17 protein-coding genes and 2 tRNA genes are annotated in these 26,446 nt (G+C 64.7%); 16 read left to right on the top strand and 3 right to left on the bottom strand.

The window, feature by feature from the left end; all coding sequences use genetic code 11:
* Nucleotides 1-24 precede the first annotated feature (24 nt).
* Together E8E95_RS26135 and E8E95_RS26130 are read left to right on the top strand one after the other, a co-directional pair.
* Nucleotides 25-1,320: an adenylosuccinate synthase gene (locus E8E95_RS26135; RefSeq protein WP_280355019.1), complete on the top strand. Its 1,296-nt coding sequence runs from the start codon at nt 25-27 to the stop codon at nt 1,318-1,320.
* A gap of 155 nt (nt 1,321-1,475) precedes the next feature.
* Nucleotides 1,476-3,410 carry a methyl-accepting chemotaxis protein gene (locus E8E95_RS26130; protein ID WP_280355017.1) on the top strand — a complete coding sequence of 645 codons (1,935 nt, stop codon included), beginning with the start codon at nt 1,476-1,478 and terminating at the stop codon, nt 3,408-3,410.
* A 111-nt stretch (nt 3,411-3,521) separates the two neighbouring features.
* On the opposite strand, the gene E8E95_RS26125 is transcribed toward E8E95_RS26130, so the two are convergent.
* Together E8E95_RS26125 and E8E95_RS26120 are read right to left on the bottom strand one after the other, a co-directional pair.
* Nucleotides 3,522-3,608: transfer RNA gene (locus E8E95_RS26125), tRNA-Leu, on the bottom strand.
* 107 nt (nt 3,609-3,715) lie between these two features.
* Nucleotides 3,716-3,802: transfer RNA gene (locus tag E8E95_RS26120), tRNA-Leu, on the bottom strand.
* Between the two features lie 208 nt (nt 3,803-4,010).
* Between E8E95_RS26120 and rnr the strand changes: the two genes are divergently transcribed.
* From rnr to alr, 8 genes are all read left to right on the top strand, one after another.
* Nucleotides 4,011-6,764, top strand: coding sequence for a ribonuclease R (gene rnr, locus E8E95_RS26115; protein WP_280355016.1), 2,754 nt, complete (start codon nt 4,011-4,013; stop codon nt 6,762-6,764).
* The gene (rlmB, locus tag E8E95_RS26110) at nt 6,761-7,507 is read left to right on the top strand and encodes a 23S rRNA (guanosine(2251)-2'-O)-methyltransferase RlmB (protein WP_280355015.1); all 747 of its coding nucleotides are present in this window, start codon (nt 6,761-6,763) and stop codon (nt 7,505-7,507) included. The genes rnr and rlmB overlap by 4 nt, the downstream gene beginning before the upstream one ends.
* Before the next feature lie 209 nt (nt 7,508-7,716).
* On the top strand, nt 7,717-8,124 hold the full coding sequence (gene rpsF / locus E8E95_RS26105) for a 30S ribosomal protein S6 (protein ID WP_077523742.1): 408 nt from the start codon (nt 7,717-7,719) through the stop codon (nt 8,122-8,124).
* Nucleotides 8,125-8,152: 28 nt separating this feature from the next.
* Entirely contained in the window at nt 8,153-8,383 is a 231-nt protein-coding gene (gene rpsR / locus E8E95_RS26100; protein WP_016495030.1) for a 30S ribosomal protein S18, read from the top strand.
* A gap of 36 nt (nt 8,384-8,419) precedes the next feature.
* On the top strand, nt 8,420-9,313 hold the full coding sequence (locus E8E95_RS26095; protein WP_280355012.1) for a hypothetical protein: 894 nt from the start codon (nt 8,420-8,422) through the stop codon (nt 9,311-9,313).
* A gap of 21 nt (nt 9,314-9,334) precedes the next feature.
* Nucleotides 9,335-9,781, top strand: coding sequence for a 50S ribosomal protein L9 (gene rplI / locus E8E95_RS26090; protein WP_280355010.1), 447 nt, complete (start codon nt 9,335-9,337; stop codon nt 9,779-9,781).
* 113 nt (nt 9,782-9,894) lie between these two features.
* Nucleotides 9,895-11,289: a replicative DNA helicase gene (gene dnaB, locus E8E95_RS26085; protein WP_280355008.1), complete on the top strand. Its 1,395-nt coding sequence runs from the start codon at nt 9,895-9,897 to the stop codon at nt 11,287-11,289.
* A 71-nt stretch (nt 11,290-11,360) separates the two neighbouring features.
* Nucleotides 11,361-12,437, top strand: a complete 1,077-nt coding sequence (alr, locus tag E8E95_RS26080) for an alanine racemase (RefSeq protein ID WP_280355006.1) — start codon at nt 11,361-11,363, stop codon at nt 12,435-12,437.
* A 17-nt stretch (nt 12,438-12,454) separates the two neighbouring features.
* Here alr and E8E95_RS26075 read toward each other — a convergent pair whose 3' ends face one another.
* A complete protein-coding gene (locus tag E8E95_RS26075) occupies nt 12,455-14,362 on the bottom strand; it encodes a diguanylate cyclase (protein ID WP_280355004.1) in 1,908 nt (635 codons plus the stop codon).
* Nucleotides 14,363-14,573: 211 nt separating this feature from the next.
* Here E8E95_RS26075 and E8E95_RS26070 point away from each other — a divergent pair, with 211 nt between their 5' ends.
* From E8E95_RS26070 to E8E95_RS26045, 6 genes are all read left to right on the top strand, one after another.
* Nucleotides 14,574-16,859: a YgiQ family radical SAM protein gene (locus E8E95_RS26070; protein ID WP_280355003.1), complete on the top strand. Its 2,286-nt coding sequence runs from the start codon at nt 14,574-14,576 to the stop codon at nt 16,857-16,859.
* A gap of 165 nt (nt 16,860-17,024) precedes the next feature.
* Nucleotides 17,025-18,254 (top strand): parallel beta-helix domain-containing protein, encoded by a 1,230-nt coding sequence (locus E8E95_RS26065; protein WP_280355002.1) that lies wholly within the window; start codon nt 17,025-17,027, stop codon nt 18,252-18,254.
* Nucleotides 18,251-19,360 (top strand): SO2930 family diheme c-type cytochrome, encoded by a 1,110-nt coding sequence (locus E8E95_RS26060; RefSeq protein ID WP_280355000.1) that lies wholly within the window; start codon nt 18,251-18,253, stop codon nt 19,358-19,360. The genes E8E95_RS26065 and E8E95_RS26060 overlap by 4 nt, the downstream gene beginning before the upstream one ends.
* Nucleotides 19,361-19,620: 260 nt before the next feature.
* Nucleotides 19,621-22,908 carry a transglutaminase family protein gene (locus tag E8E95_RS26055; protein WP_280354999.1) on the top strand — a complete coding sequence of 1,096 codons (3,288 nt, stop codon included), beginning with the start codon at nt 19,621-19,623 and terminating at the stop codon, nt 22,906-22,908.
* Nucleotides 22,909-22,998: 90 nt separating this feature from the next.
* The gene (locus tag E8E95_RS26050; RefSeq protein WP_280354997.1) at nt 22,999-25,497 is read left to right on the top strand and encodes a circularly permuted type 2 ATP-grasp protein; all 2,499 of its coding nucleotides are present in this window, start codon (nt 22,999-23,001) and stop codon (nt 25,495-25,497) included.
* On the top strand, nt 25,497-26,432 hold the full coding sequence (locus E8E95_RS26045) for a transglutaminase family protein (RefSeq protein ID WP_280354995.1): 936 nt from the start codon (nt 25,497-25,499) through the stop codon (nt 26,430-26,432). Before E8E95_RS26050 ends, E8E95_RS26045 begins: the two co-directional genes overlap by 1 nt.
* Nucleotides 26,433-26,446 lie beyond the last annotated feature (14 nt).

Below are 26,446 nucleotides of genomic sequence, written 5' to 3'. Positions count from 1 at the left end.
GCTTCTGCGAAGAGGACAAGTGTTATGGGTAAGAATGTCGTAGTCCTGGGCACCCAGTGGGGTGATGAGGGTAAGGGCAAGATCGTCGATCTGCTGACCGACCAGGCTGCCGCCGTAGTGCGTTACCAGGGCGGCCACAACGCCGGTCACACCCTGGTGATCGACGGCGAGAAGACCGTGCTGCACCTGATCCCGTCCGGCATCCTGCGCGAAAATGTCGAGTGCCTGATCGGTAACGGCGTCGTGGTCGCGCCCGATGCGCTGATGCGCGAAATCACCAAGCTGGAAGAGAAGGGTGTACCGGTGCGTGAGCGCCTGCGCATCAGCCCGGCTTGCACCCTGATCCTGCCGTACCACGTGGCCCTGGACCAGGCTCGCGAGAAGGCCCGCGGCGACGCCAAGATCGGCACCACCGGTCGCGGCATCGGCCCGGCCTACGAAGACAAGGTCGCTCGTCGCGGCCTGCGTATCGGCGACCTGTTCCACCGCGAGCGCTTTGCCGCCAAGCTGGGCGAGTTGCTGGACTACCACAACTTCGTTCTGCAGCACTATTACAAGGAGCCGGCGGTCGACTTCCAGAAGACCCTGGACGAGGCCCTGGCCTACGCCGAGCTGCTCAAGCCGATGATGGTCGACGTCGCTGCACGCCTGCACCAGCTGCGCAAGCAAGGCGCCTACATCATGTTCGAAGGCGCGCAAGGCTCGCTGCTGGACATCGACCACGGCACCTATCCGTACGTCACCAGCTCCAACACCACCGCTGGCGGCACCGCCACCGGCTCCGGCTTCGGTCCGCTGTACCTGGACTACATCCTCGGTATCACCAAGGCCTACACCACTCGCGTGGGTTCCGGCCCGTTCCCGACCGAGCTGTTCGACGAAACCGGCGCCTTCCTGGCCAAGCGTGGCCACGAGTTCGGCTCCACCACCGGTCGTGCCCGTCGCTGCGGCTGGTTCGATGCCGTGATCCTGCGTCGCGCCATCGAAATCAACAGCATCTCGGGTCTGTGCCTGACCAAGCTGGACGTGCTCGACGGTCTGGAAACCATCCGTATCTGCACCGGCTACAAGGACCTGAACGGCGAGGTTCTGGTCGATGCGCCGACCGATGCCGACAGCTACATCGGCCTGCAGCCGGTTTACGAGGAAATGCCGGGCTGGACCGAGTCCACCGTCGGCGCCAAGAGCCTGGAAGAACTGCCGGCCAACGCCCGCGCCTACATCAAGCGCGTGGAAGAGCTGGTGGGTGCGCCCATCGATATCATCTCCACCGGTCCTGACCGTAACGAGACGATCGTCCTGCGCCACCCCTACGCCTGAGTCTCCTGACTCCCCCGAAGGGCCGCCATGTGCGGCCCTTCGTCGTTTCAGTGACCGCGAATGTCGCGCTACCGGTCGGCACGTACCTTGCTGGCACTTTATAAATCCGGGTTGTCGCCGTTATAGCGGTAACGGTCGTAAAGGAGCCACAAGTCGTGTCAGCCATCCTGTCTTTGTTGCAAAGCCGTTTGCTTCGTCCGGTCTTCATAGCGCTGGGCATTGCCCTCCTGGTGCAGGTGCTGGTCGCGGTTGCTCTTACGCGGGGCACTGTGAACTCGCTGGTGGAAGAGCTGGGCGTGCGCCTGGGTGGCGACACCCAGCGCCTGGCGGGCGATCTCGAGCAGGCCGGGCAAGAAGTTTCCGGCAGTCTGAGTGCCCTCTCCGCGAAGACCCGTGAGCGTTTGGGGGCGGCCCTGAGCGAGCGGCTTCAGCAGGAGCAGGGCCAGTTACGTCAGACCCTGGAACAGAGCCTCAAGGAGTCGGCCAACGACCTGGCTCAATTGCTGGCGGCCGTAGCGCCGCGGGCCATGTGGGACAACGATGTGCCCACCCTGTCCGAGTTCGCCCGTCGTGCCCAGCGCAATCCCAATGTGCTCTTCGTCGTCTACGACGATGCCAATGGTCAGCACCTGACGCGTTACCTCAATCGCGAGAACCCGCAGATCAAGGCGCTGTTGGCTAAAGGGCAGGGTGATCGCGCCCTGGATAAGGTGCTGAATGCAGCGGCCAGCGATCCCACCGTCTACCTGGTGGAAGCGCCCATCAGTCCCAATGGCGTGGAAATCGGCAAGGTGCGCATGGGTGTCTCGACTGCCGCGGTGGAGGAGCAGTTGAAGGCGCTGGATCAGCGCTTCGTCGCGCTGATCGCTAGCGGAGGCGAGCTGGTGAGCGAAAGCCTCTCCGGCGCTGCCAGCGAAAGCAGTGCGGTCCTGACGGCTCGCCTGCAGTCTGCCCGGGAAGCTGCTGGCAGCATGAATGTGGGTACCCGTCAGGCGGTGGAGTCGGCGGCGGCTGAGTTGCGCTGGCGCATCGGCCTGGGGTTGGCGTTGGTCGGCCTCGGCGTCCTGTTGGTGCTGGCCGTGGTGCTCGGGCGCCGCGTGGTGGTGCGACTGCGCCTGCTGATCAATGCCCTGAACGACCTGGCTGCGGGCGAAGGCGACCTGACGCGTCGCGTCAAACTCGACAGTCGTGATGAGGTCGGCGAAATGGCCACCGCGGTAAACCGCTTCGTCGACAAGCTGCAGCCCATCGTCCGTGAGGCGGGGGATGTGGCGCAGCGCACTGGCGTGGAAATCCGGGCGCTGTCCGAGCGCAGCCAGTCCGCCGAGGCCGCGGCACACCGCCAGCGCAGTGAGGTGGAAGGCAGCCTGAGTGCGTTGGCCGGGATGGCGGCGGAAGCCCAGGCTGAAAGCCAGGCGATGCAGGATGCCTTGCGTCAGGTGGGCGAGATTCGCCAGGCGGCGCAGGACAATGCTGCCATCGCGCGCAAGGTGGGAGGCCTGATCGAGAATCTGGAGGCGCGGGTCCAGAACGGCTCCGAAGTGATCGAGCGACTGGCGCGGCAGAGTCAGCAGATAGAAATGGTTCTGTCGGTGATTCATGGCATTGCCGAGCAGACCAACCTGCTGGCGTTGAACGCAGCCATCGAGGCGGCGAGAGCGGGGGAGAGCGGGCGTGGTTTTGCCGTCGTCGCCGATGAGGTGCGGGCGCTGGCCAGCAAGACCCAGCAGTCCACCGGCGATATCCAGGAACACATCGTGGCCCTGCAGACCGGTGCGCGTGAGGCCGTGTCGGCGATTTCCCAGGCGCGCGAGCGTGCAGTGGAGGGGCTGGAGGCGTTGCGTGACAGCGAGCGCCTGCAGCAGAACGTGCAGCAGGCCGTGGAGCAGGTGCATGGTGCGGTGCAGGCGGCGGCTCGTGCGGCGGAGCATCAGGCGACCGGGGCCGACGGTGTTCGTGGCCGGGTCGATGTGATTCACATCGAGGCCAGTCGGGCGGCCGAAGCGGTAGCGGCGACTGCCAGCAGCGGGCGCGTGCTCGCCGGCTTGGCTGATCAGTTGAAGGCCAGCCTGGGGCAGTTCAAGGCGTAAAGGGATTAAGGAAGGGGCGGGCGCAAGCTCGCCTCTTTATCGGGTGGCAGTCGCGGAATTGCCGGAAGCCAGAAAGCACAAAGCCGAGCAGAGCTCGGCTTTGTTGAAGAGTGGTGCCCAGGAGAAGACTCGAACTTCCACGGTGTTGCCACCGCTAGGACCTGAACCTAGTGCGTCTACCAATTCCGCCACCTGGGCACATTGCGATGATCGCTCATCGACTTATACGGTGTTCATCGTATAACGACACGGAACCGTACAGTCCGTTAAAACGAAACCGAGCTTCGCGGCTCGGTTTTTGAAAATGGTGCCCAGGAGAAGACTCGAACTTCCACGGTGTTGCCACCGCTAGGACCTGAACCTAGTGCGTCTACCAATTCCGCCACCTGGGCACTTTAGGATGCGATGATTGCTCATTCACTTCCTTCACAACGTCTCAGCGACGCTGTGGGCGCGAACTATACGAGCCGACTTTTGTGTTGTAAACCCCTGAGCGCGAAAAAAATTATTCTTCGGACTAAGCTGACCGACAATCGGAATTCGCGCTTCAATAAGACACATGGCAAATCCCTCTATGGATAAAAAGGTGATCACCCCCTAATGGCCGATTGGCAGAACCTCGACCCCGAGGCCGCTCGTGAGGCGGAAAAATACGAGAACCCCATCCCCAGCCGCGAATTGATCCTGCAGCGCCTCGACGAACGCGGCGCCCCGGCCAGTCGGGAGCAGCTGGTGGAAGAGTTCGGCCTGACCACCGACGAGCAGCTCGAAGCTCTGCGTCGTCGACTCCGCGCCATGGAGCGCGATGGCCAGCTTATCTATACACGTCGCGGAACCTATGCACCGGTGGACAAGCTCGACCTTATCTGTGGTCGCATCAGCGGTCACCGCGATGGTTTCGGCTTCCTCATTCCTGACGACGCTTCCGAAGACCTCTTCCTCAGCCCCGCGCAGATGCGCTTGGTGTTCGATGGCGACCGCGCGTTGGCGCGGGTTTCCGGCGTCGATCGCCGTGGCCGTCGCGAAGGTGCCCTGGTGGAAGTGATCGCGCGCGCCCACGAAACCCTGGTCGGCCGTTTCTTTGAAGAAAGCGGCATCGCCCGGGTGGTGGCCGACAATCCGAAGATCCAGCAGGAAGTCCTGGTGCCCCAGGGCAAGCAGGGCGCGGCCAAGCACGGCCAGTTCGTCCAGGTGAAGATCGAGCAGTGGCCGAGCAACTTCCGCCTGGCCCAGGGCGAAGTGATCGAAGTGCTGGGCGAATACATGGCGCCGGGCATGGAGATCGAAGTCGCCCTGCGCAGCTACGACATCCCGCACGAATGGCCGGCGGCTGTGATCAAGGAAGCGGCCAAGCTCAAGCCCGAGGTGGCCGAGAAGGACAAGGAGAAGCGCATCGACCTGCGCGACCTGCCCCTGGTCACTATCGACGGCGAAGACGCCCGTGACTTCGACGACGCCGTTTATGCCGAGGCCCGCAAAGGTGGCGGCTGGCGCCTGGTCGTCGCCATCGCCGACGTTTCCCACTATGTAAAGGTGGGCTCGGCGCTGGATGAAGAAGCGAGCAACCGTGGCAACTCGGTGTACTTCCCGGAGAAGGTCATTCCGATGTTGCCCGAGGTGCTTTCCAACGGCCTCTGCTCCCTGAACCCGCTGGTGGACCGCCTGGCGATGGTCTGCGATATGACCATTTCCCGCGCCGGCAAGTTGACCGGGTACGAGTTCTACGAGGCGGTCATTCATTCCCATGCGCGGCTTACCTATACGAAGGTCAGCCAGTTCCTGGAAACCCCGGATTCCGCCGAAGCGGAACAGTTCGCCGGGCAGCTGCCGCATCTGGTCAAGCCGCTTCAGCAACTCTACAAGCTCTACAAGGTTTTGCTGGCGCAGCGCCAGGTGCGTGGAGCCATCGACTTCGAGACCCAGGAAACCCGCATCGTCTTCAGCGCCGACCGCAAGATCTCCGAGATCCTGCCGACCCAGCGCAATGACGCCCACAAGCTGATCGAGGAGTGCATGCTGTGCGCCAACGTGGCCACCGCGCGCTTCCTTATGCAGCACGAGATTCCGGCGCTCTACCGTGTCCACGACGGTCCGCCGAGCGAGCGTCTGGACAAGCTGCGACAGTTCCTCGCCGAGCTGGGGTTGTCCCTCAATCGCGGCAAGAACGAGCCGACGCCGAGTGACTACCAGGCGCTGCTCGAGAAGATTCGCGAGCGCCCGGACTATCACCTGATCCAGACGGTGATGCTGCGCTCCCTCAGTCAGGCCGTGTACAGCCCGGACAACGAGGGGCACTTCGGCCTCAACTACGACGCGTACACCCACTTCACCTCGCCCATCCGGCGCTACCCGGACCTGCTGGTGCATCGCGCCATTCGCAGCCTGATCCGCTCCAAGCGCGAAAGCGCCCATGTGCAGCGGGCCGGCGCGGCGAGCATGCCCAAGGCGCGCATCTACCCGTACGACGAAGCGCGCCTGGTCCAGCTCGGCGAGCAGTGCTCGATGACCGAACGGCGTGCTGACGAAGCGACCCGCGATGTCACCAACTGGCTCAAGTGCGAGTACATGCGTGATCGCGTGGGCGAGACCTTCCCCGGTGTGATATCGGCAGTGACCGGCTTCGGCATCTTCGTCGAGCTGATCGACATCTATGTCGAAGGCCTGGTGCACGTGACCGCATTGCCGGGCGATTACTATCACTTCGATCCCATCCATCATCGCCTCTCCGGCGAGCGCTCTGGACGCAGTTTCCGTCTGGGTGACGAGGTGGAAGTGGTGGTCGCTCGGGTCGATCTGGACGAGCGCAAGATCGATTTCGAACTCTCCGACAACGTCCTCACCGCACCGGTTGGTCGCAAGAATCGCGGCACCGACAAGTCCGCTCCGGTCAAAGGCAAGGCCAAGGCTGCCGAGCCCACGGTCGGCAAGGGCCGCAGTCGGGGTGCCAAGGGCGCTGCCCGCCACGCCCAGCGAGATACTTCAACCCTCCAGCAGGAGCCGCGGGCAGCCGTGGCGCCGCGTCGCCACCGCGCTGGGAAGGTCCAGGCGTTGCCGGCAGTGCCACCGGAAATGCTCGCCCAGGCAGAAGACATGCTTGGCAATACCGATGTGGACAAGAGCAGGGCCATGAAACAGGCGCTGCTCAGCGAGGCACGTCAGGGGGCCAAGGCCAGCAAAGGTACGCGCCCGGCCCAGAAAACGCTGGAAAAACCGGCTAACGATGCCGCCAGGACAGGCTCCAAGCCGCCGAAGAAAAAATCCAAGGCGGCGAAAGCCAAGTCCACCGGCAAACCCACGAAACACCGCAAAGGTCCGCCAAAACCCAAGGCGCCTGGTAGCAAGGTCCAGAAATGAGTCAGTTGGAAAAGGTCTACGGCGTACATGCCGTGGAGGCGCTGCTGCGCCATCACCCCAAACGCGTCAAGCAGCTCTGGCTGGCGGAAAGTCGACATGATCCGCGGATCCAGGTCCTTCTCGACCTGGCGGGGCAGCATCGCATCGCGGTTGGCCACAAGGATCGCCACGAGCTGGACGAGTGGGCCGAAGGCGTCCACCAGGGCGTGGTGGCCGAGGTCAGTCCCAGCCAGGTCTGGGGCGAGAACATGCTCGACGAGCTGCTTGAGCGCAGCCCGGGCGCACCCTTGCTGCTCGCCCTGGATGGCGTCACCGATCCGCACAACCTCGGTGCCTGCCTGCGCACCGCCGATGCCGCCGGCGTGCTCGCGGTGATCGTGCCAAAGGACAAGTCCGCCACCCTCAACGCCACCGTGCGCAAGGTTGCCTGCGGCGCGGCGGAAGTCATGCCGCTGGTGGCGGTGACCAACCTGTCGCGTACCTTGGAGAAGCTGCAGAAGAAGGGCTTGTGGGTAGTCGGCACTGCCGGTGAGGCGGAGCAGGAAGTCTATGAACAGGACATGACCGGTCCGACCGTGCTGGTCATGGGCGCGGAAGGCAAGGGCATGCGCCGCCTGACTCGCGAGCATTGCGATTACCTGGTCAAGCTGCCCATGTCCGGCAGCGTCAGCAGTCTCAACGTCTCCGTGGCCACCGGCGTCTGCCTGTTCGAGGCAGTGCGCCAGCGCCGCAGTCGCCCCTGAGGCCTGTCTGTCCCGGATAGCTTTCCTGCTGTCCGGGGCTGTTCAAAGTTTCACCAATTCATCTTGCGCGGCATTCGACCCTTCTCTAGAATGTCGCCCCTTGCCGTGGGGGCAGGCTCGCGCACGTCCCCGACCCGGCAAGCCCAAACGAGATATTCACTCCTTGCCTGACCACGATGTTGGCAGGCTACAACCCGTAAGGAGCATTTATGCGTCATTACGAAATCATCTTCCTGGTTCACCCGGACCAGAGCGAGCAGGTTGGCGGCATGGTTGAGCGCTACACCAAGCTCATCGAAGAAGACGGTGGCAAGATTCACCGCCTGGAAGACTGGGGCCGTCGTCAGCTGGCCTACGCCATCAACAACGTTCACAAGGCTCACTACGTGATGCTGAACGTTGAGTGCAGCGGCAAAGCCCTCGCCGAGCTGGAAGACAACTTCCGCTACAACGACGCCGTCATCCGTAACCTGGTCATCCGTCGCGACGAAGCCATCACTGGCCAGTCCGAGATGCTCAAGGCCGAGGAAAACCGCAACGAGCGCCGTGAGCGCCGTGAGCGCGTTGAGACTGACGCTGTCGCCGAAGGCGAAGACAGCGACAACGCTGACGAGTAATCCACGGATCTATTGAGGAGCCAAGTTCATGGCACGTTTCTTCCGTCGTCGTAAGTTCTGCCGTTTCACCGCTGAAGGCGTGAAAGAGATCGACTTCAAGGATCTCAACACCCTGAAGGCATACGTCTCCGAAACCGGCAAGATCGTTCCGAGCCGTATCACCGGCACCAAAGCCAAGTATCAGCGTCAGCTGGCTACCGCTATCAAGCGCGCCCGCTACCTGGCCCTGCTGCCCTACACCGACAGCCACGGCCGTTGATCTCGGTCGGTCGACCTAGGTAAGGGATAGATCGCAATGCGCGCTCTGGCGGAATTCATCATGCGCGGCCGTATGCAGGCCACCCTCGTGGTGGTGGGTGCAGCGGCTCTGCCCCTGATGTTCTGGCTGAGCGCAGCCGCAGGTTGCCTGGTGCTCCTGCGGCGTGGTGTGAACGATGCTCTCGGCATCATTGCCTGGGCCCTTCTGCCAGCTCTTGGCTGGTGGTATTTCGGCGAACCGCGCACCTTGATGGTACTGCTCGGTGCGCTGGGGTTGGCTCTGGTACTGCGTTCCAGCGTGTCCTGGACGCGGGTGCTGATGATCAGCGTGGCGCTTGGTCTGTTGTACGGCCTGGTGCTGGGCGCGGTGTTCCGCGAACCCATTGCCGCCATGGCGGGTGAGCTGCAGAAGCTCATGCCGCAGGTGATGGGGGGCGTCTATTCGCAATTGGCGGATGACGAGCGAGCGCGTCTGGGAGCCATGGTCGCGCCGGTCCTGACCGGCCTGATCGCTGCGCTGCTGCAGCTGGTCAGCGTGCTGAGCCTGACGCTCGGTCGCTACTGGCAGGCAGCCCTGTACAACCCTGGTGGTTTCGGCAGCGAGTTCCGCGCGCTGAAACTGCCGCCGGCACTGGCCTTCGGCCTGCTGGCCGCCATGCTGCTGGGGCCGAACCTGGGCCTGGAGCTGGCGATGCTGACACCGATCTGCAGCGTGCCGCTGGCTTTCGCCGGCCTGGCACTGGTGCACGGTCTGGCGAAGCAGGGTGGGTTGGCCGGTTTCTGGCTGGTCGGTCTGTACGTGTCGCTGTTGCTGTTCATGCAGTTGATCTATCCGTTGCTGGTGGTTTTGGCCATCGTCGACAGTCTGATTGATTTTCGCGGTCGCAAGGCGCGCAAGAATGGCGCCGGTCCCGCGAACGGTGAAGGTTAAAAGTTAAGAGGTAAGACCCAAATGGAAGTCATCCTGCTGGAAAAAATCGCCAACCTGGGCAACCTGGGCGACAAGGTGAACGTAAAGTCCGGCTACGGCCGTAACTTCCTGCTGCCGAAAGGCAAGGCCACCGCTGCTACCGCTGCGAACGTTGCTGCGTTCGAAGCCCGCCGCGCTGAGCTGGAAAAGCAGGCTGCCGACAAGAAGGCTGCTGCCGAAGCCCGCGCTGCCCAGCTGTCCGAACTGGAAGTGACCATCACTGCCAGCGCCGGCGACGAAGGCAAGCTGTTCGGTTCCATCGGCACCCACGACATCGCTGACGCCCTGACCGCCGCTGGCGTTCCGGTTGCCAAGGCCGAAGTCCGCCTGCCGAACGGCACCATTCGCCAAGTTGGCGAATACGACGTTGCTCTGCACCTGCACACCGACGTTGAAGCTGCGGTCAAGCTGATCGTGGTTGCCGGCTAAGCAAGCCGTCGAAGTGAGCTTGCACTCAGGTGCGGGCTCGCTAACATCGGGCACGTCATTGCGAAAGCGGTGACGTGCCCGATGTCTTTCCAGCCCGAGAATTTTCCGAGCCCATGAACGAAATCACCGCCCCGGAACAGTTCGACCTGCAAACCGCCTCCCTCAAGGTGCCGCCGCACTCCATCGAGGCCGAGCAGGCCGTCCTCGGGGGCCTGATGCTGGACAACAATGCCTGGGAGCGCGTGCTCGACCAGGTGTCCGACGGCGACTTCTATCGTCACGATCATCGGCTGATCTTCCGCGCCATCTTCAAGCTGGCCGAACGCAACATGCCGTTCGACGTGGTCACCCTGTCCGAGCAGCTGGACAAGGAAGGCCAACTGTCCCAGGTCGGCGGCCTCGCCTACCTCGGCGAACTGGCGAAGAACACCCCGTCGGTGGCCAACATCAAGGCCTATGCCCAGATCATTCGCGAGCGCGCCACGCTGCGCCAGCTGATCGGCATCAGCACTGAAATCGCCGACAGCGCCTATGCCCCCCAGGGGCGGACCGGCGAAGAGATCCTCGACGAAGCCGAGCGCCTGATCTTCCAGATCGCCGAGGCGCGCCCGAAAACCGGCGGCCCGGTGGGTATCAATGACATCCTGGTCAAGGCCATCGACCGCATCGACGAGCTGTTCAACAACGGCGATGCCATCACCGGCCTGTCCACCGGTTTCAACGACCTCGACAACCTGACCAGCGGCCTGCAGCCGGCCGACATGATCATCGTCGCTGGCCGTCCGTCCATGGGTAAGACCACCTTCGCCATGAACCTGGTGGAAAACGCCCTGATGCGCAGCGACAAGGCGATCCTGGTGTACTCCCTGGAGATGCCCTCCGAATCCATCGTGATTCGTATGCTCGCGTCCCTCGGTCGCATCGACCAGACCAAGGTCCGCGCCGGCCGCCTGGACGACGACGATTGGCCGCGCCTGACTTCCGCGGTCAATCTGCTCAATGACCGCAAGCTGTTCATCGATGACACCGCCGGCATCTCGCCCTCCGAGATGCGCGCCCGTACCCGCCGTCTGGCGCGCGAGCACGGCGAGATCGGCCTGATCATGGTCGACTACCTGCAGCTGATGCAGATTCCCGGTTCCAGCGGCGATAGCCGGGTGAACGAAATCTCCGAGATCTCGCGCTCGCTCAAGGCTCTGGCCAAGGAGTTCAACTGCCCGGTTATCGCCCTGTCCCAGTTGAACCGGGGCCTCGAGCAGCGCCCGAACAAACGCCCGATCAACTCCGACCTTCGCGAATCCGGGGCGATCGAGCAGGACGCCGACATCATCCTGTTCGTGTACCGCGACGAGGTGTACCACCCCGAGACCGAGTTCAAGGGCGTGGCCGAAATCATCATCGGCAAGCAGCGTAACGGTCCGCTGGGCACCGCGCGGCTGGCCTTCCTCGGCAAGTACTCGCGTTTCGAGAACCTCGCGCCTGGCGCGTATCAGTTCGACGACGAATAAGCTGCAGGTCAATGAATGCGGGCGTCCAGGCGGTATGATGGGCGCCCGTTTTCGTTCATGAGCCTGTCTCAATGCGCCCGCTGATCGCTGCCGTCGACCTTTCCGCCATCCGCCACAACTATGCCCTCGCCAAGCGCTGTGCGCCGGGGCGCCAGGCCTTTGCGGTGGTCAAGGCGAATGCCTATGGCCACGGCGTGCGTGAAGTGGTCGCCAGCCTGCGTGGGGAAGCCGATGGCTTTGCCGTTGCCTGTCTGGAAGAGGCCGCCGAAGTGCGCGCCCTCGACGACGAGGCGCGGGTGCTGTTGCTGGAAGGCTGCTTCGAGCCGGCCGAGTATCATCTCGCCGCCCAGCTCGGACTGGACCTGGTGGTGCAAGGGCCGGAGCAGGCCGAAGCACTGCTCGCCGCCGCCATCGGTCGCCCCGTGAATGTCTGGCTCAAGCTGGATTCCGGCATGCACCGCCTGGGCTTCACCGCGGATGCCCTGCGTCACTGGCATGCCCGCCTGCGCACTGCCGCCCAGGTGGCGGAGCTCAACCTGATCAGTCATTTCGCCTGCGCCGACCTGCGTGGCCACACGCTCAACGAAGTCCAGCTGGAAGCCTTCCTCGACCTGTTGGAACTCGGCTTCGATCAGCGCAGCCTGGCCAACTCCGCCGCCATCCTGACCATGCCGGCATCCCATATGGATTGGCTGCGCCCCGGCATCATGCTCTACGGTGCCACGCCGCTGGCCGATCTCAGCGCAGCCGAATTGGGCCTGAAGCCCGCCATGAGCCTCAGCGCCCAGCTGATTGGCGTACGTGAAATCGAGGTCGGAGAAACCGTGGGTTATGGCGCGACCTGGGAAGCCACGCGGCCGTCGCGCATCGGCACAGTCAGTTGCGGCTATGCCGACGGTTATCCGCGTCACGCGCCCAGTGGCACCCCGGTGGTGGTCAACGGCCGTCGCGTGCCGCTGGTGGGGCGTGTGTCCATGGACATGCTGGCGGTGGACCTCAGCGAGATGCCCGAGGCGCGTGTTGGCGACCCCGTGGAACTCTGGGGCGCGCAGCTCCCGGTGGACGAACTGGCCCAGGCCTGCGGCACCATCGGCTACGAGCTGCTGACCAAGGTCACCGCGCGCGTACCGCGCCGCTACCTGGCCTGATCCCCGCAAAGCTGCCTTTACAGCAATCCGCTGGGCGTCTTGAGGACGTCCAGTTGCAGGCTGGTCTCGGAAGACAGCTCGCCATCCTCACCGAACAGCACCATGCCTGAGCGGCCGCGTGCCTTGACCTTGTACAGCGCCCGGTCGGCCGTCTGGTAAAGCCCGGAGAAATGCCGGGCATGGCGCGGGTAGAGCGCGATGCCGATGCTGATGCTCACCGACAGTTTCTCCGCGCCGTAGCACATCGGCGCCGCCAGTTCCTCCAGCAGGCGCCGGGCCAGTTTGCAGGCCTCGGCCTCGGCATCCGGCCCGCCGATCAGCACGGCGAACTCGTCGCCGCCCAGGCGCGCTACCGCGTCTCCACCACGGACATGCTCGCGCAGACGTTGGCCGATGGTGCGCAGCATCTCGTCGCCGGCGTCGTGGCCGAAACGGTCGTTGATGGGTTTGAAGTGGTCCAGGTCGATCAGCATCAGCGCGAGCTGTTCCTCATGACGCTTGGCATTGGCCAGCGCCGACTCCGTGCGCTCGATCAGGTAGCGGCGGTTCGGCAGGTCGGTCAGGGCATCGTGGAAGGCAGCATGTTCCAGGGCGCGCTCCCGCTCGCTGAGACGCTGGTTGGCGGCGGCCAGTTCGGCGGTACGGGTGGTGACCGCCGCTTGCAGTTCATCGGCGCTGGCCTCCATCTGCGCGAGACGTGCGGCTTTTTCGCGGTCGGCCTGTTCGAGGGCGGCAGAGCGCTCCTGCTTGAGCATCTGGATGCGGTAGGCCAGGGCGAAGGAGAACAGGATCGATTCGGCCGCAACGGCCACCGGGAACATGTAGGCGGTGAAGTTGATCGGCTGGATCAGGCCGGCAGCGCGCATCACCAGCACAGCGGTGCTGATCAGCACGGTGCCGTAGCCCACCAGATAGAAACGGGCCGGAATGAACCCCTGGCGCCAACGGACCACGGCGCTGATCAGGGCTGTCGGCACGGTCACGATGGGTGTGATGGCGATCAGCAGGGCGCCTTCGGCGCGATAACCGAAGACATTGATCACGATGGCAAGGGCGTAGAGCACGCAGGCCACATTGAACAGCCGGTCGGCCCAGCGCAGGCCCCGGCGCGTGTAGAGCAGCTCCTGGGTGAAGCGCATCACGAAGATGCCCCAGAGCGAGGGCAGGGTGATGCGGTCCAGCCAGATCGGCACCGCTTGGTCCGGCCAGAAGTACTGGAAGCCGTGGCCGGTCATGCTGAGGATGAACACCAGCGCGGAGGCGGTGGCCAGCACGTACCAGAGGTAGGCCTTGTCGCGGAGTGCCGCGAGGATGAACAGGTTGTAAAGGAACAGCGCCAGGACCACTCCGTAGACCAGTCCGAAGCCGAGGTTTTCAGTCGACTTCAGTTCTTTCAGGTCATCCGCCTGCCAGATCTTGAGCGGGAAGGAGTTGCCGGCCGGATCGTAGCTGCGGAAGTACAGGGTCAGGGGGTCGGTGCCGATTTCCGGCAACTTGAACAGCATGCGCCGGTAGGAATAGTCGCGAGTCTGGGCGAAGGGCAGTACCTCGCTGGATTCGCGCTGGCTCCAGCCACCGCTGCCGTCCGGCAGGAACAGGCTGACTCGGTACACCGTGATGCCGGCGTTCTCCAGCCACCATTGCGCAGGGGCGTCGCTGGTACGGTTGAGCTGCACGCGCACCCACCACACGCTGCGGCTCTGGCCGACGGTGGCGCGGCCGTCGGCCGGAACGAAGCGCTGCTGCACCTCCGGCCTGGCCATGTCCTGGATATCCAGCGTGCCGTCCGGGTCTTCCAGCAGGTCGATCGCTTCATTGAGCGTTGCGCCGCTGCTTTTGGGCGTCAGTTCGAAAGCTGCCTGCACAGGCAGGCCGAGGCCCAGCCAGCAGAGGAGCAGGAGGAGGGAAAGGATCGGACGTCGCACCGCACACGCTCCTTGTAAGTTATTTACTACTGCGGCTTGGCGGTTTGTAGGTCGGCCGAAGTATAGCGAGCCGGAGAATCTGTGATCACTTTGTACGCGATTTCCTACAGCGTTGCATTCAGGCCTTGAAGAAACCCAGCGTCATCGTCGGATTTGCTCAAAATTTGTGCTATATTCCGCGCCCCGTGAAAAAGCCCGCTGGTCAAAAAATATGCAAGCTGCGAAGCCTCTGTTCGACTATCCGAAGTACTGGGCCGAATGTTTCGGTCCCGCACCCTTCCTGCCGATGAGCCGGGAAGAGATGGATCAGCTCGGCTGGGACTCTTGCGACATCATCATCGTGACCGGCGATGCCTACGTCGACCATCCGTCCTTCGGCATGGCCATCATCGGCCGCCTGCTGGAAGCCCAGGGCTTCCGCGTGGGCATCATTGCCCAGCCGGACTGGCGCTCGAAAGACGACTTCATGAAGCTCGGCGAGCCGAACCTGTTCTTCGGCGTGGCGGCGGGCAACATGGACTCCATGATCAACCGCTATACCGCGGACAAGAAGATCCGTTCTGACGATGCCTATACCCCTGGCGGCGTTGCCGGCAAGCGCCCTGATCGGGCCAGCCTGGTGTACAGCCAGCGCTGCAAGGAAGCCTTCAGCCATGTGCCGGTGATTCTCGGCGGCATCGAGGCCTCCCTGCGCCGCATCGCCCACTACGACTACTGGCAGGACAAGGTGCGCCGCTCCATCCTCATGGACGCCACCGCAGACATCCTGCTTTACGGCAATGCCGAACGTGCCGTGGTCGAGATCGCCCAGCGCCTGTCCTGGGGCGAGTCCATCGAGAGCATCACCGACGTGCGTGGTACCGCCTTCATTCGCCGCGACACCCCAGCGGACTGGTTCGAGATCGACTCCACCCGGATTGATCGCCCGGGTCATGTCGACAAAATCATCAACCCCTACGTCAACACCCAGGACACCGCCGCCTGCGCCATCGAGCAGGAGAAAGGGCCGGTCGACGATCCGGAGGAGGCCAAGGTGGTGCAGTTGCTGCCCAACCCGCGCCTGACTCGCGACAAGACCGTGATCCGCCTGCCGTCCTTCGAGAAGGTGCGCAACGACCCGGTGCTCTATGCCCACGCCAACCGCGTGCTGCACCTGGAGACCAACCCCGGCAACGCCCGCGCGCTGGTGCAGCGCCATGGCGAGGTGGACGTGTGGTTCAACGCGCCGCCCATCCCGATGACCACCGAAGAGATGGACTACGTCTTCGGCATGCCCTACGCCCGCGTTCCGCACCCCGCGTACGGCAAGGAAAAGATCCCGGCCTACGAGATGATTCGCTTCTCGGTGAACATCATGCGTGGCTGCTTCGGCGGCTGCACCTTTTGCTCCATCACCGAGCACGAAGGGCGGATCATCCAGAACCGCTCGCATGATTCGATCATTCGTGAGATCGAAGAGATGCGCGACAAGGTCCCGGGCTTCACCGGCGTGGTCTCCGACCTCGGCGGGCCGACCGCGAACATGTACCGGATCGCCTGCAAGGACCCGGAGATCGAGAAACACTGCCGCAAGCCGTCCTGCGTGTTCCCGGGCATCTGCGAAAACCTCAACACCGACCACAGCTCGCTGATCGAGCTGTATCGCAAGGCTCGCGCCCTGCCGGGGGTGAAGAAGATCCTCATCGCCTCGGGCCTGCGCTACGACCTCGCGGTGGAGTCGCCGGAATACGTCAAGGAATTGGTCACCCACCATGTCGGCGGCTACCTGAAGATCGCTCCGGAGCACACCGAGCGCGGTCCGCTGGACAAGATGATGAAGCCGGGGATCGGCTCCTACGACCGCTTCAAGCAGATGTTCGAGAAGTTCTCGAAGGAAGCGGGCAAGGAGCAGTACCTGATCCCGTACTTCATCGCCGCCCATCCGGGTACCACGGACGAGGACATGATGAACCTCGCCCTCTGGCTCAAGCGCAACGGCTTCCGCGCGGACCAGGTGCAGGCCTTCTACCCGTCTCCCATGGCCAGCGCCACCGCCATGTACCACTCCGGCAAGAACCCCCTGCGCAAGGTCACCTACAAGAGCGACGGGGTGACGATCGTCAAGAGCGAGGAACAGCGCCGTCTGCACAAGGCTTTCCTGCGCTACCACGATCCGAAGGGCTGGCCGATGCTGCGCGCCGCACTGGAGCGCATGGGCCGCGCCGACTTGATAGGCAACGGCAAGCACCAGCTGATTCCGACCTACCAGCCGGAAACTGGCGAGTACCAGAGCGCCCGCCGCAAGAACTCCACCCCGGCCGGCAGCAAGAAAGTCGGCAAGATGCTTACCCAGCACACCGGCCTGCCGCCCCGCGCCAGCGACGGCAGCAATCCCTGGGACAAGCGCGAGCAGGCCAAGGCCGCCGCCTTTGCCCGCAAGCAGGCCGAGAACAAGGCCGCTGCATCGGAGAAAGGCGGGAAGAAGAAGCCCGCCAAGCGGCCAGTCGCGCCGCGTTGATGAAAACGCCAGCCTTCGCGCTGGCGTTTTCGTATCCGGGCTCTTGGTAGGAGCGAGCTCTGCTCGCGATGGCTCGCTCCTACGCTGTCGTCTGTCGGCTTCTTCCTACAGAATGATGCTTGGCACTATAGTGCCAAAATCACAAGAAGAACCCGGTACCGCCCCATGCGCCCCTTCTCTCTACTGGCTCTTGCCCTCCTGCTCGCCGGCTGTGGCGACCAGGCTGACTCTCCCGTTACCCACGCCGACTTCCAGAAGGACTTGCAGGCCCGCCTGATCAAGGCCAAGCCCGGTTCCGTCATCGAAATCCCCGCCGGCAAATGGCAACTGGATCGCGGCCTCAGCCTCAAGGTCAGCGGTGTAACGCTCAAGGGCGCCGGCATGGACAAGACCATCCTCAGCTTCAAGGGCCAGAAGGCCGGTGCCGAAGGGCTGCTGGTTGACGCCTCGGACTTCACCATCGAAGACCTCGCCCTTGAGGACAGCAAGGGTGATGCCCTCAAGGTGGTGGGTGGCAAGAACATCATCATCCGCAACGTACGCACCGAGTGGACCAATGGCCCGGCCACCGAGAATGGCGCCTACGGCATCTACCCGGTGCAGACCGAAAACACCCTGATCGAAGGCGTGGTGGCCATCGGCGCGTCGGATGCGGGCATCTACGTCGGCCAGTCCCGCAACGTGGTGGTGCGCAATAGCCGCGCCGAACGCAACGTCGCCGGCATCGAGATCGAGAACACCATCGGCGCCGACGTCTACGACAACGTCGCCACCGGCAATACTGGCGGCATCCTGGTGTTCAACATGCCCAACCTGCAGCAGCCGGGACACGGCACGCGCATCTACCGCAACAAGGTGGAGGGCAACAACCACGACAACTTCGGCCACAAGGGCACACCGGTGGCCAGCGTACCGGCCGGTTCTGGCGTGGTGATCAACTCCAACGACGATGTGGAAATCTTCGACAACGACATCGGCAATCACCGCACCGCCAACGTCATCGTCAGCAGTTACTTCAGCACCGGCTACAGCGACCAATCCACCAGCGAAGACTTCGACCCCTATCCAGAGCGCATCGCCATCCGTGGCAATCGCTTCGGGCCGGGCGGCGACAGCCCCGACCACCTCGAACTGAAGGCCCTCAAGGTCGCCAAGTTCGGCCTCAACGGCCGCCTGCCGGACATCCTCTGGGACGGCTACGTGAACCCCGCGAAGGTGGTAGACGGCAAGCTGCCGGCCGAACTGGGCATCTGCGTCGACAACGGCGCGGCAACCCTGGTCAACGTCGACGGCCCCAACAACTTCAAGAACATCAGCACCGACATGGCCAATCACCGCTGCACGCTGCCACCGCTGCCGGAAGTGGTCCTGGCAGCGGCGGGGCAGGAGGCATGAGGGTAGCGCTGTGTCTGCTGCTCCTGCTGCTGTCCGGCTGTGGCCAGCAGCAGGAGGCGCTCTACCTGCCCGAAGGCGAGAACTACCCGGAAAAGCTCAGTGGCTGGGGCATGCTGCAGCGGGTCGATGGTCATCTGCAGCCCGCGACGGAAGCGCTGGTTTATGACCTGAATACCCCACTGTTCAGCGACTACGCCCACAAGCTGCGCACCCTGTGGATGCCGGCAGGGCAGGCTGCACGCTACGGCGAGGAGCGCTTCGACTTTCCTGTCGGCACCGTGCTGACCAAGACCTTCTATTACCCGAAGGACGAGCAGGGCCGGTTGTTGAAGAACACTACGGATGACCGCGATCCGGCCAAGGGGCTGGCCCTGGCCAAGGTAAGGCTGGTGGAAACCCGCGTGCTGTTGCGTCAGCAGCAGGGCTGGGTTGCGCTGCCGTACGTATGGGATGAGGCGCAGGGGGACGCGACCCTGGAATGGGCCGGTGCCAGTGCAGCGCTGCAACTGCACGACGAGCAGGGCGGCTCATTGCAGGTGGACTACCAGGTGCCCGACGCCAACCAGTGCGCCGGTTGTCATGAGGAGAGCCGTGGAGAAGGGCTGCTCCCCCTGGGGCCGAAGGCACGCCATCTGAATCGCGACCTGACCTATCCGGAGGCTGTGGAAAACCAGCTGCAACACTGGCAGCGCCTGGGTTTGCTCCAAGGGCTGCCAGTGTCGGACAGCATCCCACGCAACGCCCTGGCCAGCGCACCCCGTAAAGGGGAGGACCTGGAGCAGCAGGCGCGAAGCTACCTCGATATCAACTGCGCCCACTGCCACAACCCCAAGGGACCGGCGCGCACCTCCGGCCTCTACCTCGATCCCGCTACGCCGCTCGGTATTCCCTACGGCTTGTGCAAGCAGCCTGTGGCGGCGGGCAAGGGCTCAGGCGACCGCCTGGTGGACATCCACCCCGGCCAGCCGGATGCCTCAGTGCTGATCTACCGAGTCCAGAGCATCGACCCCAGCGTGATGATGCCTGAGCTGGGGCGCTCCACGGCACATCGTGAAGGGGTGGAGCTGCTGACGCGCTGGATCGCCGGTTTGCCCGGCGGATGCTAGTGCACTGGTCATCGCCCTTGATAGCCAGTTATACCCAATCGGCCTAACCAGCCCGATGCGAATTCCCTTCTTCTTCATCTTCGACCGCTAGGCTTCAATTTCACCAGTTGGTCCGCCGTGAACCATTTTTGTGCGGCCGGACCATCCGGGTGCGAAGGTGGCTCTTTTCCGGTGCTTGGAAGGGCCGAAATTGGCGGTTCGGGGGCTGGCACAAGTCTTGCGCAACTCCCGCTATCGCCCAGGCTCGCAGGAGGCACGCCGTGTCGATTCATGTCGCACTGCATCACGTCACCCACTATCGCTACGATCGTGAGGTCAATCTCGGCCCGCAGGTCATCCGCTTGCGGCCGGCGCCCCACAGCCGCTCGCGCATCCTCGGCTATTCGCTGAAGGTGGCGCCGGGCAAGCACTTCATCAACTGGCAGCAGGACCCCCAGGGCAACTACCTGGCGCGCCTTGTGTTCCCGGAGAAGACCCGTGAACTGAAGGTGGAAGTGGACCTGGTCGCCGAAATGGCGGTGTTCAATCCGTTCGACTTTTTCCTCGAGCCTTATGCCGAGGAGTTTCCCTTCAGCTATACGACCGATGACCAGCGTGAACTGGCGCCGTACCTCAGCCGCCTTCCCGCCGGCCCGCTATTCGCGGACTACCTGTCGCGTATCGATCTGACGCCCAAGCGAAGCGTCGACTTCCTGGTGGCGCTCAACCAGCAGCTGTCGCGGGACATCCGCTACCTGATTCGCATGGAGCCGGGCGTGCAGACGCCGGAGGAAAGCCTGGAGAAGGCTTGCGGTTCATGCCGCGACTCGGCCTGGCTGCTGGTGCAACTGCTGCGGCACCTGGGCCTGGCCGCACGCTTCGTCTCCGGCTACCTGATCCAGCTCACCGCTGACCAGAAGTCCCTCGACGGCCCAAGCGGCACGGAGGTCGACTTCACCGACCTGCACGCCTGGTGCGAGGTCTACCTGCCGGGCGCTGGCTGGGTCGGTCTTGACCCCACCTCCGGCCTGTTCGCCGGCGAGGGCCACATTCCGCTGGCCTGCAGCCCGGAACCGACCTCGGCGGCGCCCATCAGCGGCGGAGTGGAAGAGTGCGAGTGCGAGTTCTCCCACGACATGCGCATCGAGCGGGTCTGGGAAGCACCCCGGGTGACCAAGCCCTACAGCGATGAACAGTGGCAGGCGATCCGCGAGCTCGGCGCGCGCATTGACGCCGATCTCCTCGCGGGCGACGTGCGCCTGACCATGGGCGGCGAACCTACCTTCATCGCCATCGACTACCCCGATGATCCGGAGTGGAACACTGCTGCACTGGGCGCCAACAAGCGCCGCCTGGCTGCCGACCTGTTCCATCGCCTGCGCAGCCACTACGCACCCAGCGGGCTGGTGCACTTCGGCCAGGGCAAGTGGTACCCCGGTGAGCAACTTCCGCGCTGGTCGCTGAACTGCTACTGGCGCAAGGACGGCGAACCCATCTGGCAGGACCCGGCCCTCTACGCCAACGAAAGTCGCAACTACGGTGCCGACGCCCCTCTGGCGGCTCGCTTCCTCAGCCGGCTGGCCAATCGGCTGGGGGTGACGGGCGACCATCAGTTCCCGGCGTTCGAGGACTGGTACTACTACCTCTGGCGCGAGCGGAAGCTGCCCGTCAACGTGACTCCGGAAGATGCCCGCCTGGCCGACCCGATGGAGCGTGAGCGCCTGCGCCGCGTGTTCGAACGCGGCCTGGGAGAAGTCGTCGGGCAGATACTGCCGTTGGCACGAAGCGCCGCCGGCGACGCCTGGGAAAGTGGCTCCTGGTTCCTGCGCGACGAACATTGCCGGCTGCTGCCCGGCGATTCCGCCATGGGCTATCGCCTGCCGCTGGATTCCCAGCCCTGGGTCAGCGAAGCGGACTATCCCTACGTCAACCCGGCCGACCCCAGCCAGCAGTTCCCGCCGCTGCGCCGCGCCGCGCTGATCCGCCAGCAATTGCGCGATGGAGGTCCCGGGGCCCGTGGCGATGCCCGTGAGCCGCGCGTGCACCAGTCCGCCGCCGGCATCATCCGCACCGCCCTCTGCGCCGAACCCCGCGAAGGCCGGCTCTACCTGTTCATGCCGCCGCTTTCCGAACTGGAGTCCTACCTGGAACTGGTGGCCGCCATCGAAGCCACGGCCGGTGAGCTGGACTGCCCGGTGCTGCTGGAAGGCTACGAGCCGCCCAGCGACCCGCGCCTGACCAATTTCCGCGTCACCCCTGATCCGGGCGTGATCGAGGTGAACATCCACCCCTCGGCCAACTGGGACGAACTGGTGGAACGCACCGAATTCCTCTACGAGGCGGCGCGGCAGAGCCGGTTGTCCAGCGAGAAGTTCATGGTCGACGGACGCCACGTCGGCACCGGTGGCGGCAACCACTTTGTGCTGGGGGGCGCCACTCCGGCGGATTCGCCCTTCCTGCGCCGTCCGGACCTGCTGCGCAGCCTGATCAGCTACTGGCACAACCATCCATCACTGTCCTACCTGTTCTCCGGCCTGTTCATCGGCCCGACCTCGCAGGCGCCGCGCGTGGACGAGGCGCGCAACGACGCCCTCTACGAGCTGGAAATTGCCTTTGCGCAGATGCCCCAGCCGGGCGCCGACTGTCCGCCCTGGCTGGTGGATCGGCTGCTGCGCAACCTGCTGGTGGATGTCTCCGGCAATACGCACCGCGCCGAGTTCTGTATCGACAAGCTCTACTCGCCGGACAGCAGCAGCGGGCGCCTCGGCCTGCTGGAGCTGCGTGCCTTCGAAATGCCGCCCCATGCGCGCATGAGCCTGGCCCAGCAACTGCTGCTGCGCGGGATGGTGGCGCGCTTCTGGAACGAGCCCTACCAGCCGCCGAAGCTGGTGCGCTGGGGCACCGAGCTGCATGACCGCTTCCTGCTGCCGCACTTCGTCCAGCAGGATTTCGACGACGTGGTCCACGAGTTCAATGCCGCCGGCTATCCGCTGCGCAGCGAATGGTTCGCCCCGCATTTCGAGTTCCGCTTCCCGAAATACGGCGACTACCAGGTCAAGGGCATCGACCTGGAACTGCGCCAGGCGCTGGAGCCCTGGCACGTGCTGGGCGAGGAGGGTTCGGCCGGCAGCACCGTGCGTTATGTGGATTCGTCGCTGGAGCGGGTGCAGGTCAAGGTCAACGGCATGGCGCCGGATCGCTACGTGCTGACCTGCAACGGTGAGCCGGTGCCGCTGCAGTCCACCGGCCGGGGCGGCGAGTTCATCGCCGGCGTGCGCTACCGCGCATGGCAACCGGCTGCTTGCCTGCAGCCCACCATCGGCGTGCAGGTGCCCCTGGTGTTCGACCTGGTGGATACCTGGATGCAGCGCTCCCTGGGGGGCTGCCAGTACCATGTCGCCCACCCCGGCGGGCGCAGCTACGACAGTTTCCCGGTAAACGCCTACGAGGCCGAAAGCCGCCGGCTGGCGCGCTTCTTCCGTCACGGGCATACGCCGGGCAAGCTGCAGGTCGGCAAACCGGTGGTCGACGACGAACTGCCCCTGACCCTGGATCTGCGCCGCCGCTAGCTTGGGCAAGGGCGCCCGGCCGCCGATACAGCGGCCGGGCGTCGCGCTGTCCGCTAAAGTTTCCCTGCCGACCAACTGCCGAGTCTTTTGATGTCCGAGCTGCTAGCCAACTATCCACTGACCGCCACGGCCTACCACGAATTGCTGGATGCCGAGGGGCAGGTGCGTCCTCATTGGCAGCGCTTGTTCCAGCAGCTCGAGCGCAGCAGCCCGGCGCAGATTCGGCAGCGCCAGGACCTGCTGGCGCGGCAGATCCAGGAGAACGGCGTCACCTACAACGTTTATGCCGATCCCAAGGGCACCGACCGGCCCTGGGAGCTGGACCTGCTGCCGAACCTGCTCTCGGCCGGGGAATGGCAGCCCATCGCCGCAGGCGTTGCCCAGCGGGCGCGCGTGCTCAACGCGGTGCTGGCCGACCTCTATGGCGAGCAGCAGCTGCTGGCTGAAGGCTTGTTGCCCAGCGAACTGGTCTACGGCCATCCCAACTTCCTCTGGCCCTGCCAGGGCGTGCAGCCTCCCGGCGGCATCTTCCTGCACAGCTACGCGGTGGATCTCGCCCGTGATGCCGATGGCCGCTGGCATGTGCTGGCCGATCGCACCCAGGCGCCCTCCGGTGCCGGCTACGCCCTGGAGAACCGGCAGATCGTGTCCCGCGCACTGCCGGAGCTCTATCGCGACCTGCGGGTGCAGTACCTCGCCGGCTATTTCCGTACCCTGCAGGAAACCCTGATCCGCCAGGCGCCTAGCGATGGCGAGACGCCGCTGGTGGTGCTGCTTACTCCCGGGCGCTTCAACGAAACCTATTTCGAGCATCTGTACCTGGCTCGCCAGCTCGGTTTTCCGCTGGTGGAAGGCCACGACCTGACCGTGCGCGACGCCACCCTCTACCTCAAGACCCTGGGCGGCCTGAAGCGCGTACACGCCGTGTTGCGCCGCCTCGACGACGACTACTGCGATCCACTGGAACTGCGCACCGACTCGGCGCTGGGCGTGCCCGGCCTGCTGGACGCGGTGCGCCAGGGGCGAGTGCTGGTGGCCAACGCACTGGGCAGTGGCGTGCTGGAGTCGCCGGGGTTGCTGGGCTTCCTGCCGAAGGTCAGCCAACGGCTGCTCGGCGAAGACCTGCTCCTGCCCACCGTCGGCACCTGGTGGTGCGGCCAGGGGCAGGTGCTGAGCAAATCCCCGGAGGGACTGGCCGGGCTGGTGATCAAACCGGCCTTCCCCAGCCAGAGCTTCGAGCCGCTGTTCGGCCATGCGCTTGAAGACGGCGCGCTGCTGGCGCTGCGCAAGCGCCTGCAGGCCCATCCTCATGCCTATGTCGCCCAGCGGCTGGCGCAGCTCTCCCAGGCGCCGGTGTGGCTCGGCGACGAAGCAGGCGGTGAGTTGCATTCGCGGGCCATTGGCATGCGCGTGTTCGCTGTGGCAGGGGCAGACGGCAGCTACTGGGTGATGCCGGGCGGCCTGACGCGAGTGGCTTCAGAGGCCGATGCCGAGGTGGTCTCCATGCAGCGCGGCGGCGCCAGCAAGGACACTTGGGTGATCGCCGATCTGCCGGTGGTGGGCGAGCCGCTGCGGCCCCGTACCATCGGCGCGCGCGACCTGATCCGCCAGGACCCCTATCTGCCCTCGCGGGTTGTGGAAAACCTCTATTGGTTCGGTCGCTACGGCGAGCGCTGCGACGATGGCGCGCGGCTGCTGCGGGTGGTGCTGTCGCGCTACGTGGACGCCGATGGTGACGAGCAGGCGTTGCGCTCGGCCCTGCAACTGGCCAGCGCCATCGGTCTCGTGCCCGTCGGCAAGGAACCCCTGGAGCAGCGCCTGCTGGCGGCCCTCCTGGACGACGAATGGCCGAGCAGCGTCAGCGCGAACCTGCGTCGTCTGCACTGGGCGGCGGCCCAGGTGCGCGGGAGGCTGTCGCGGGAGAACTGGCACGCGGTGCTGGAGCTGCATCGCGAGGCGCAAGCCCTGGACCCGCAACGCACCGATCTCGGCGAGGCGATGGAATTCCTCAATCGCCTGCTGATGTCCCTGGCGGCCCTCTCCGGCTTCGCCCTGGACGACATGACCCGCGACGATGGCTGGCGTTTCCTGATGATCGGCCGGCGCATCGAGCGGGTGCAGTTCTATGCCGACGCCATTGCCGGCTTCCTCGAAGGGGGCGATTCCTGGGACCAGGGCGCCCTGGAGTGGTTGCTGGAGCTGGGCAACAGCACCATCACCTACCGTTCGCGCTACCTGGCCTCACCGCAGTTGATCCCGGTACTCGACCTGCTCCTGCTGCATGACCAGAACCCCCACGCCCTGCGTTTCCAGTTGCAGGCCCTGGAACGCTCCCTCGGGCGCCTGCACCAGGAGTTCGGCGCGCCCCAGGAGCTGGTGCTGAGCGGGTTGATCGGACGTCTGCTCGCCTTCGACCTGGCCACCCTGGAAGACCCGCTGTTCGGCAGTGACAGCCTGGCCGAGGTGCTGGCCGGACTGGCCGGACTGCTGCGGGATATCGCACAGAACGTCGGACAGGTCTCCGATCGTCTCGGATTGCGCTATTTTGCCCACGTCGACGACGTCAGCCAGCAAACGGTATCGACCTGATGCACGCGCAAGCCCAATCCATCGCCCCTGTGCAGGGCGCCCGCTACCAGGTGTTCCACGACACCCACTACCGCTATTCGGCGCCGGTGTCGCTGTCCCAGCAACTGGTGCACCTCTGGCCACGAGAGTGCTCCTGGCAGGTGTGCGGCGGGCAGCAGTTGCTGATCAATCCCGAACCGACGTTGCGCCAGGACCTCACGGACGTCTTCGGCAACCCGCTGACGCGCCTGGCCTTCGAACGCCCCCATGATGAGCTACAGGTCAACGCCCGCCTGCAGATCGAAGTCCTGCCCCATGCACCGCTGGACCTCGCCGCCTCACCGGCCTGGGAGCAGGTCCCGGCCACCCTGGGTTTCACCGGCCGCGCCCTGTCCTCCATCGAACTGGACGCCTGCCGCTATCGCGTGGAATCGCCCTATGTGCGCATCAAGCGCCAGTTCGCCGAATTCGCAGCGGGCTGTTTCCCGGCCGGCCGGCCACTGCTTCAGGGCACGGCGGCGCTGATGGAGAAGATTTTCAGCGAGTTCGCCTTCGATGCCGAAGCCACCCAGGTGGCGACGCCGCTGACCGAGGTGTTGGAGCGGCGGCGTGGCGTCTGCCAGGACTTCGCGCACCTGATGATGGCCTGCCTGCGCTCCCGTGGGCTGGCGGCGCGCTACGTCAGCGGCTACCTGCTCACCCAACCGCCACCCGGCCAGCCGCGCCTGATCGGTGCCGACGCGTCCCACGCCTGGGTCTCGGTCTACTGCCCGCGCAATGGCTGGGTGGACTTCGACCCCACCAACAACATCCTGCCCAACCTGGAACACATCACCCTGGCCTGGGGTCGCGACTTCTCCGATGTCTCGCCCCTGCGCGGGGTCATTCTCGGTGGCGGCAGCCACGACCCGGAAGTCCGCGTGACCGTCATGCCGCTCTGGGAACTCGCCGTCTGACCCTCTTGCCGCTC

The organism is Pseudomonas sp. BN414 (genome assembly GCF_029871275.1).
GTDB lineage: Bacteria > Pseudomonadota > Gammaproteobacteria > Pseudomonadales > Pseudomonadaceae > Metapseudomonas > Metapseudomonas resinovorans_C.
Note: the sequence above shows the minus strand (reverse complement) of the source record. Positions and strands in the feature narration are given on the sequence as shown.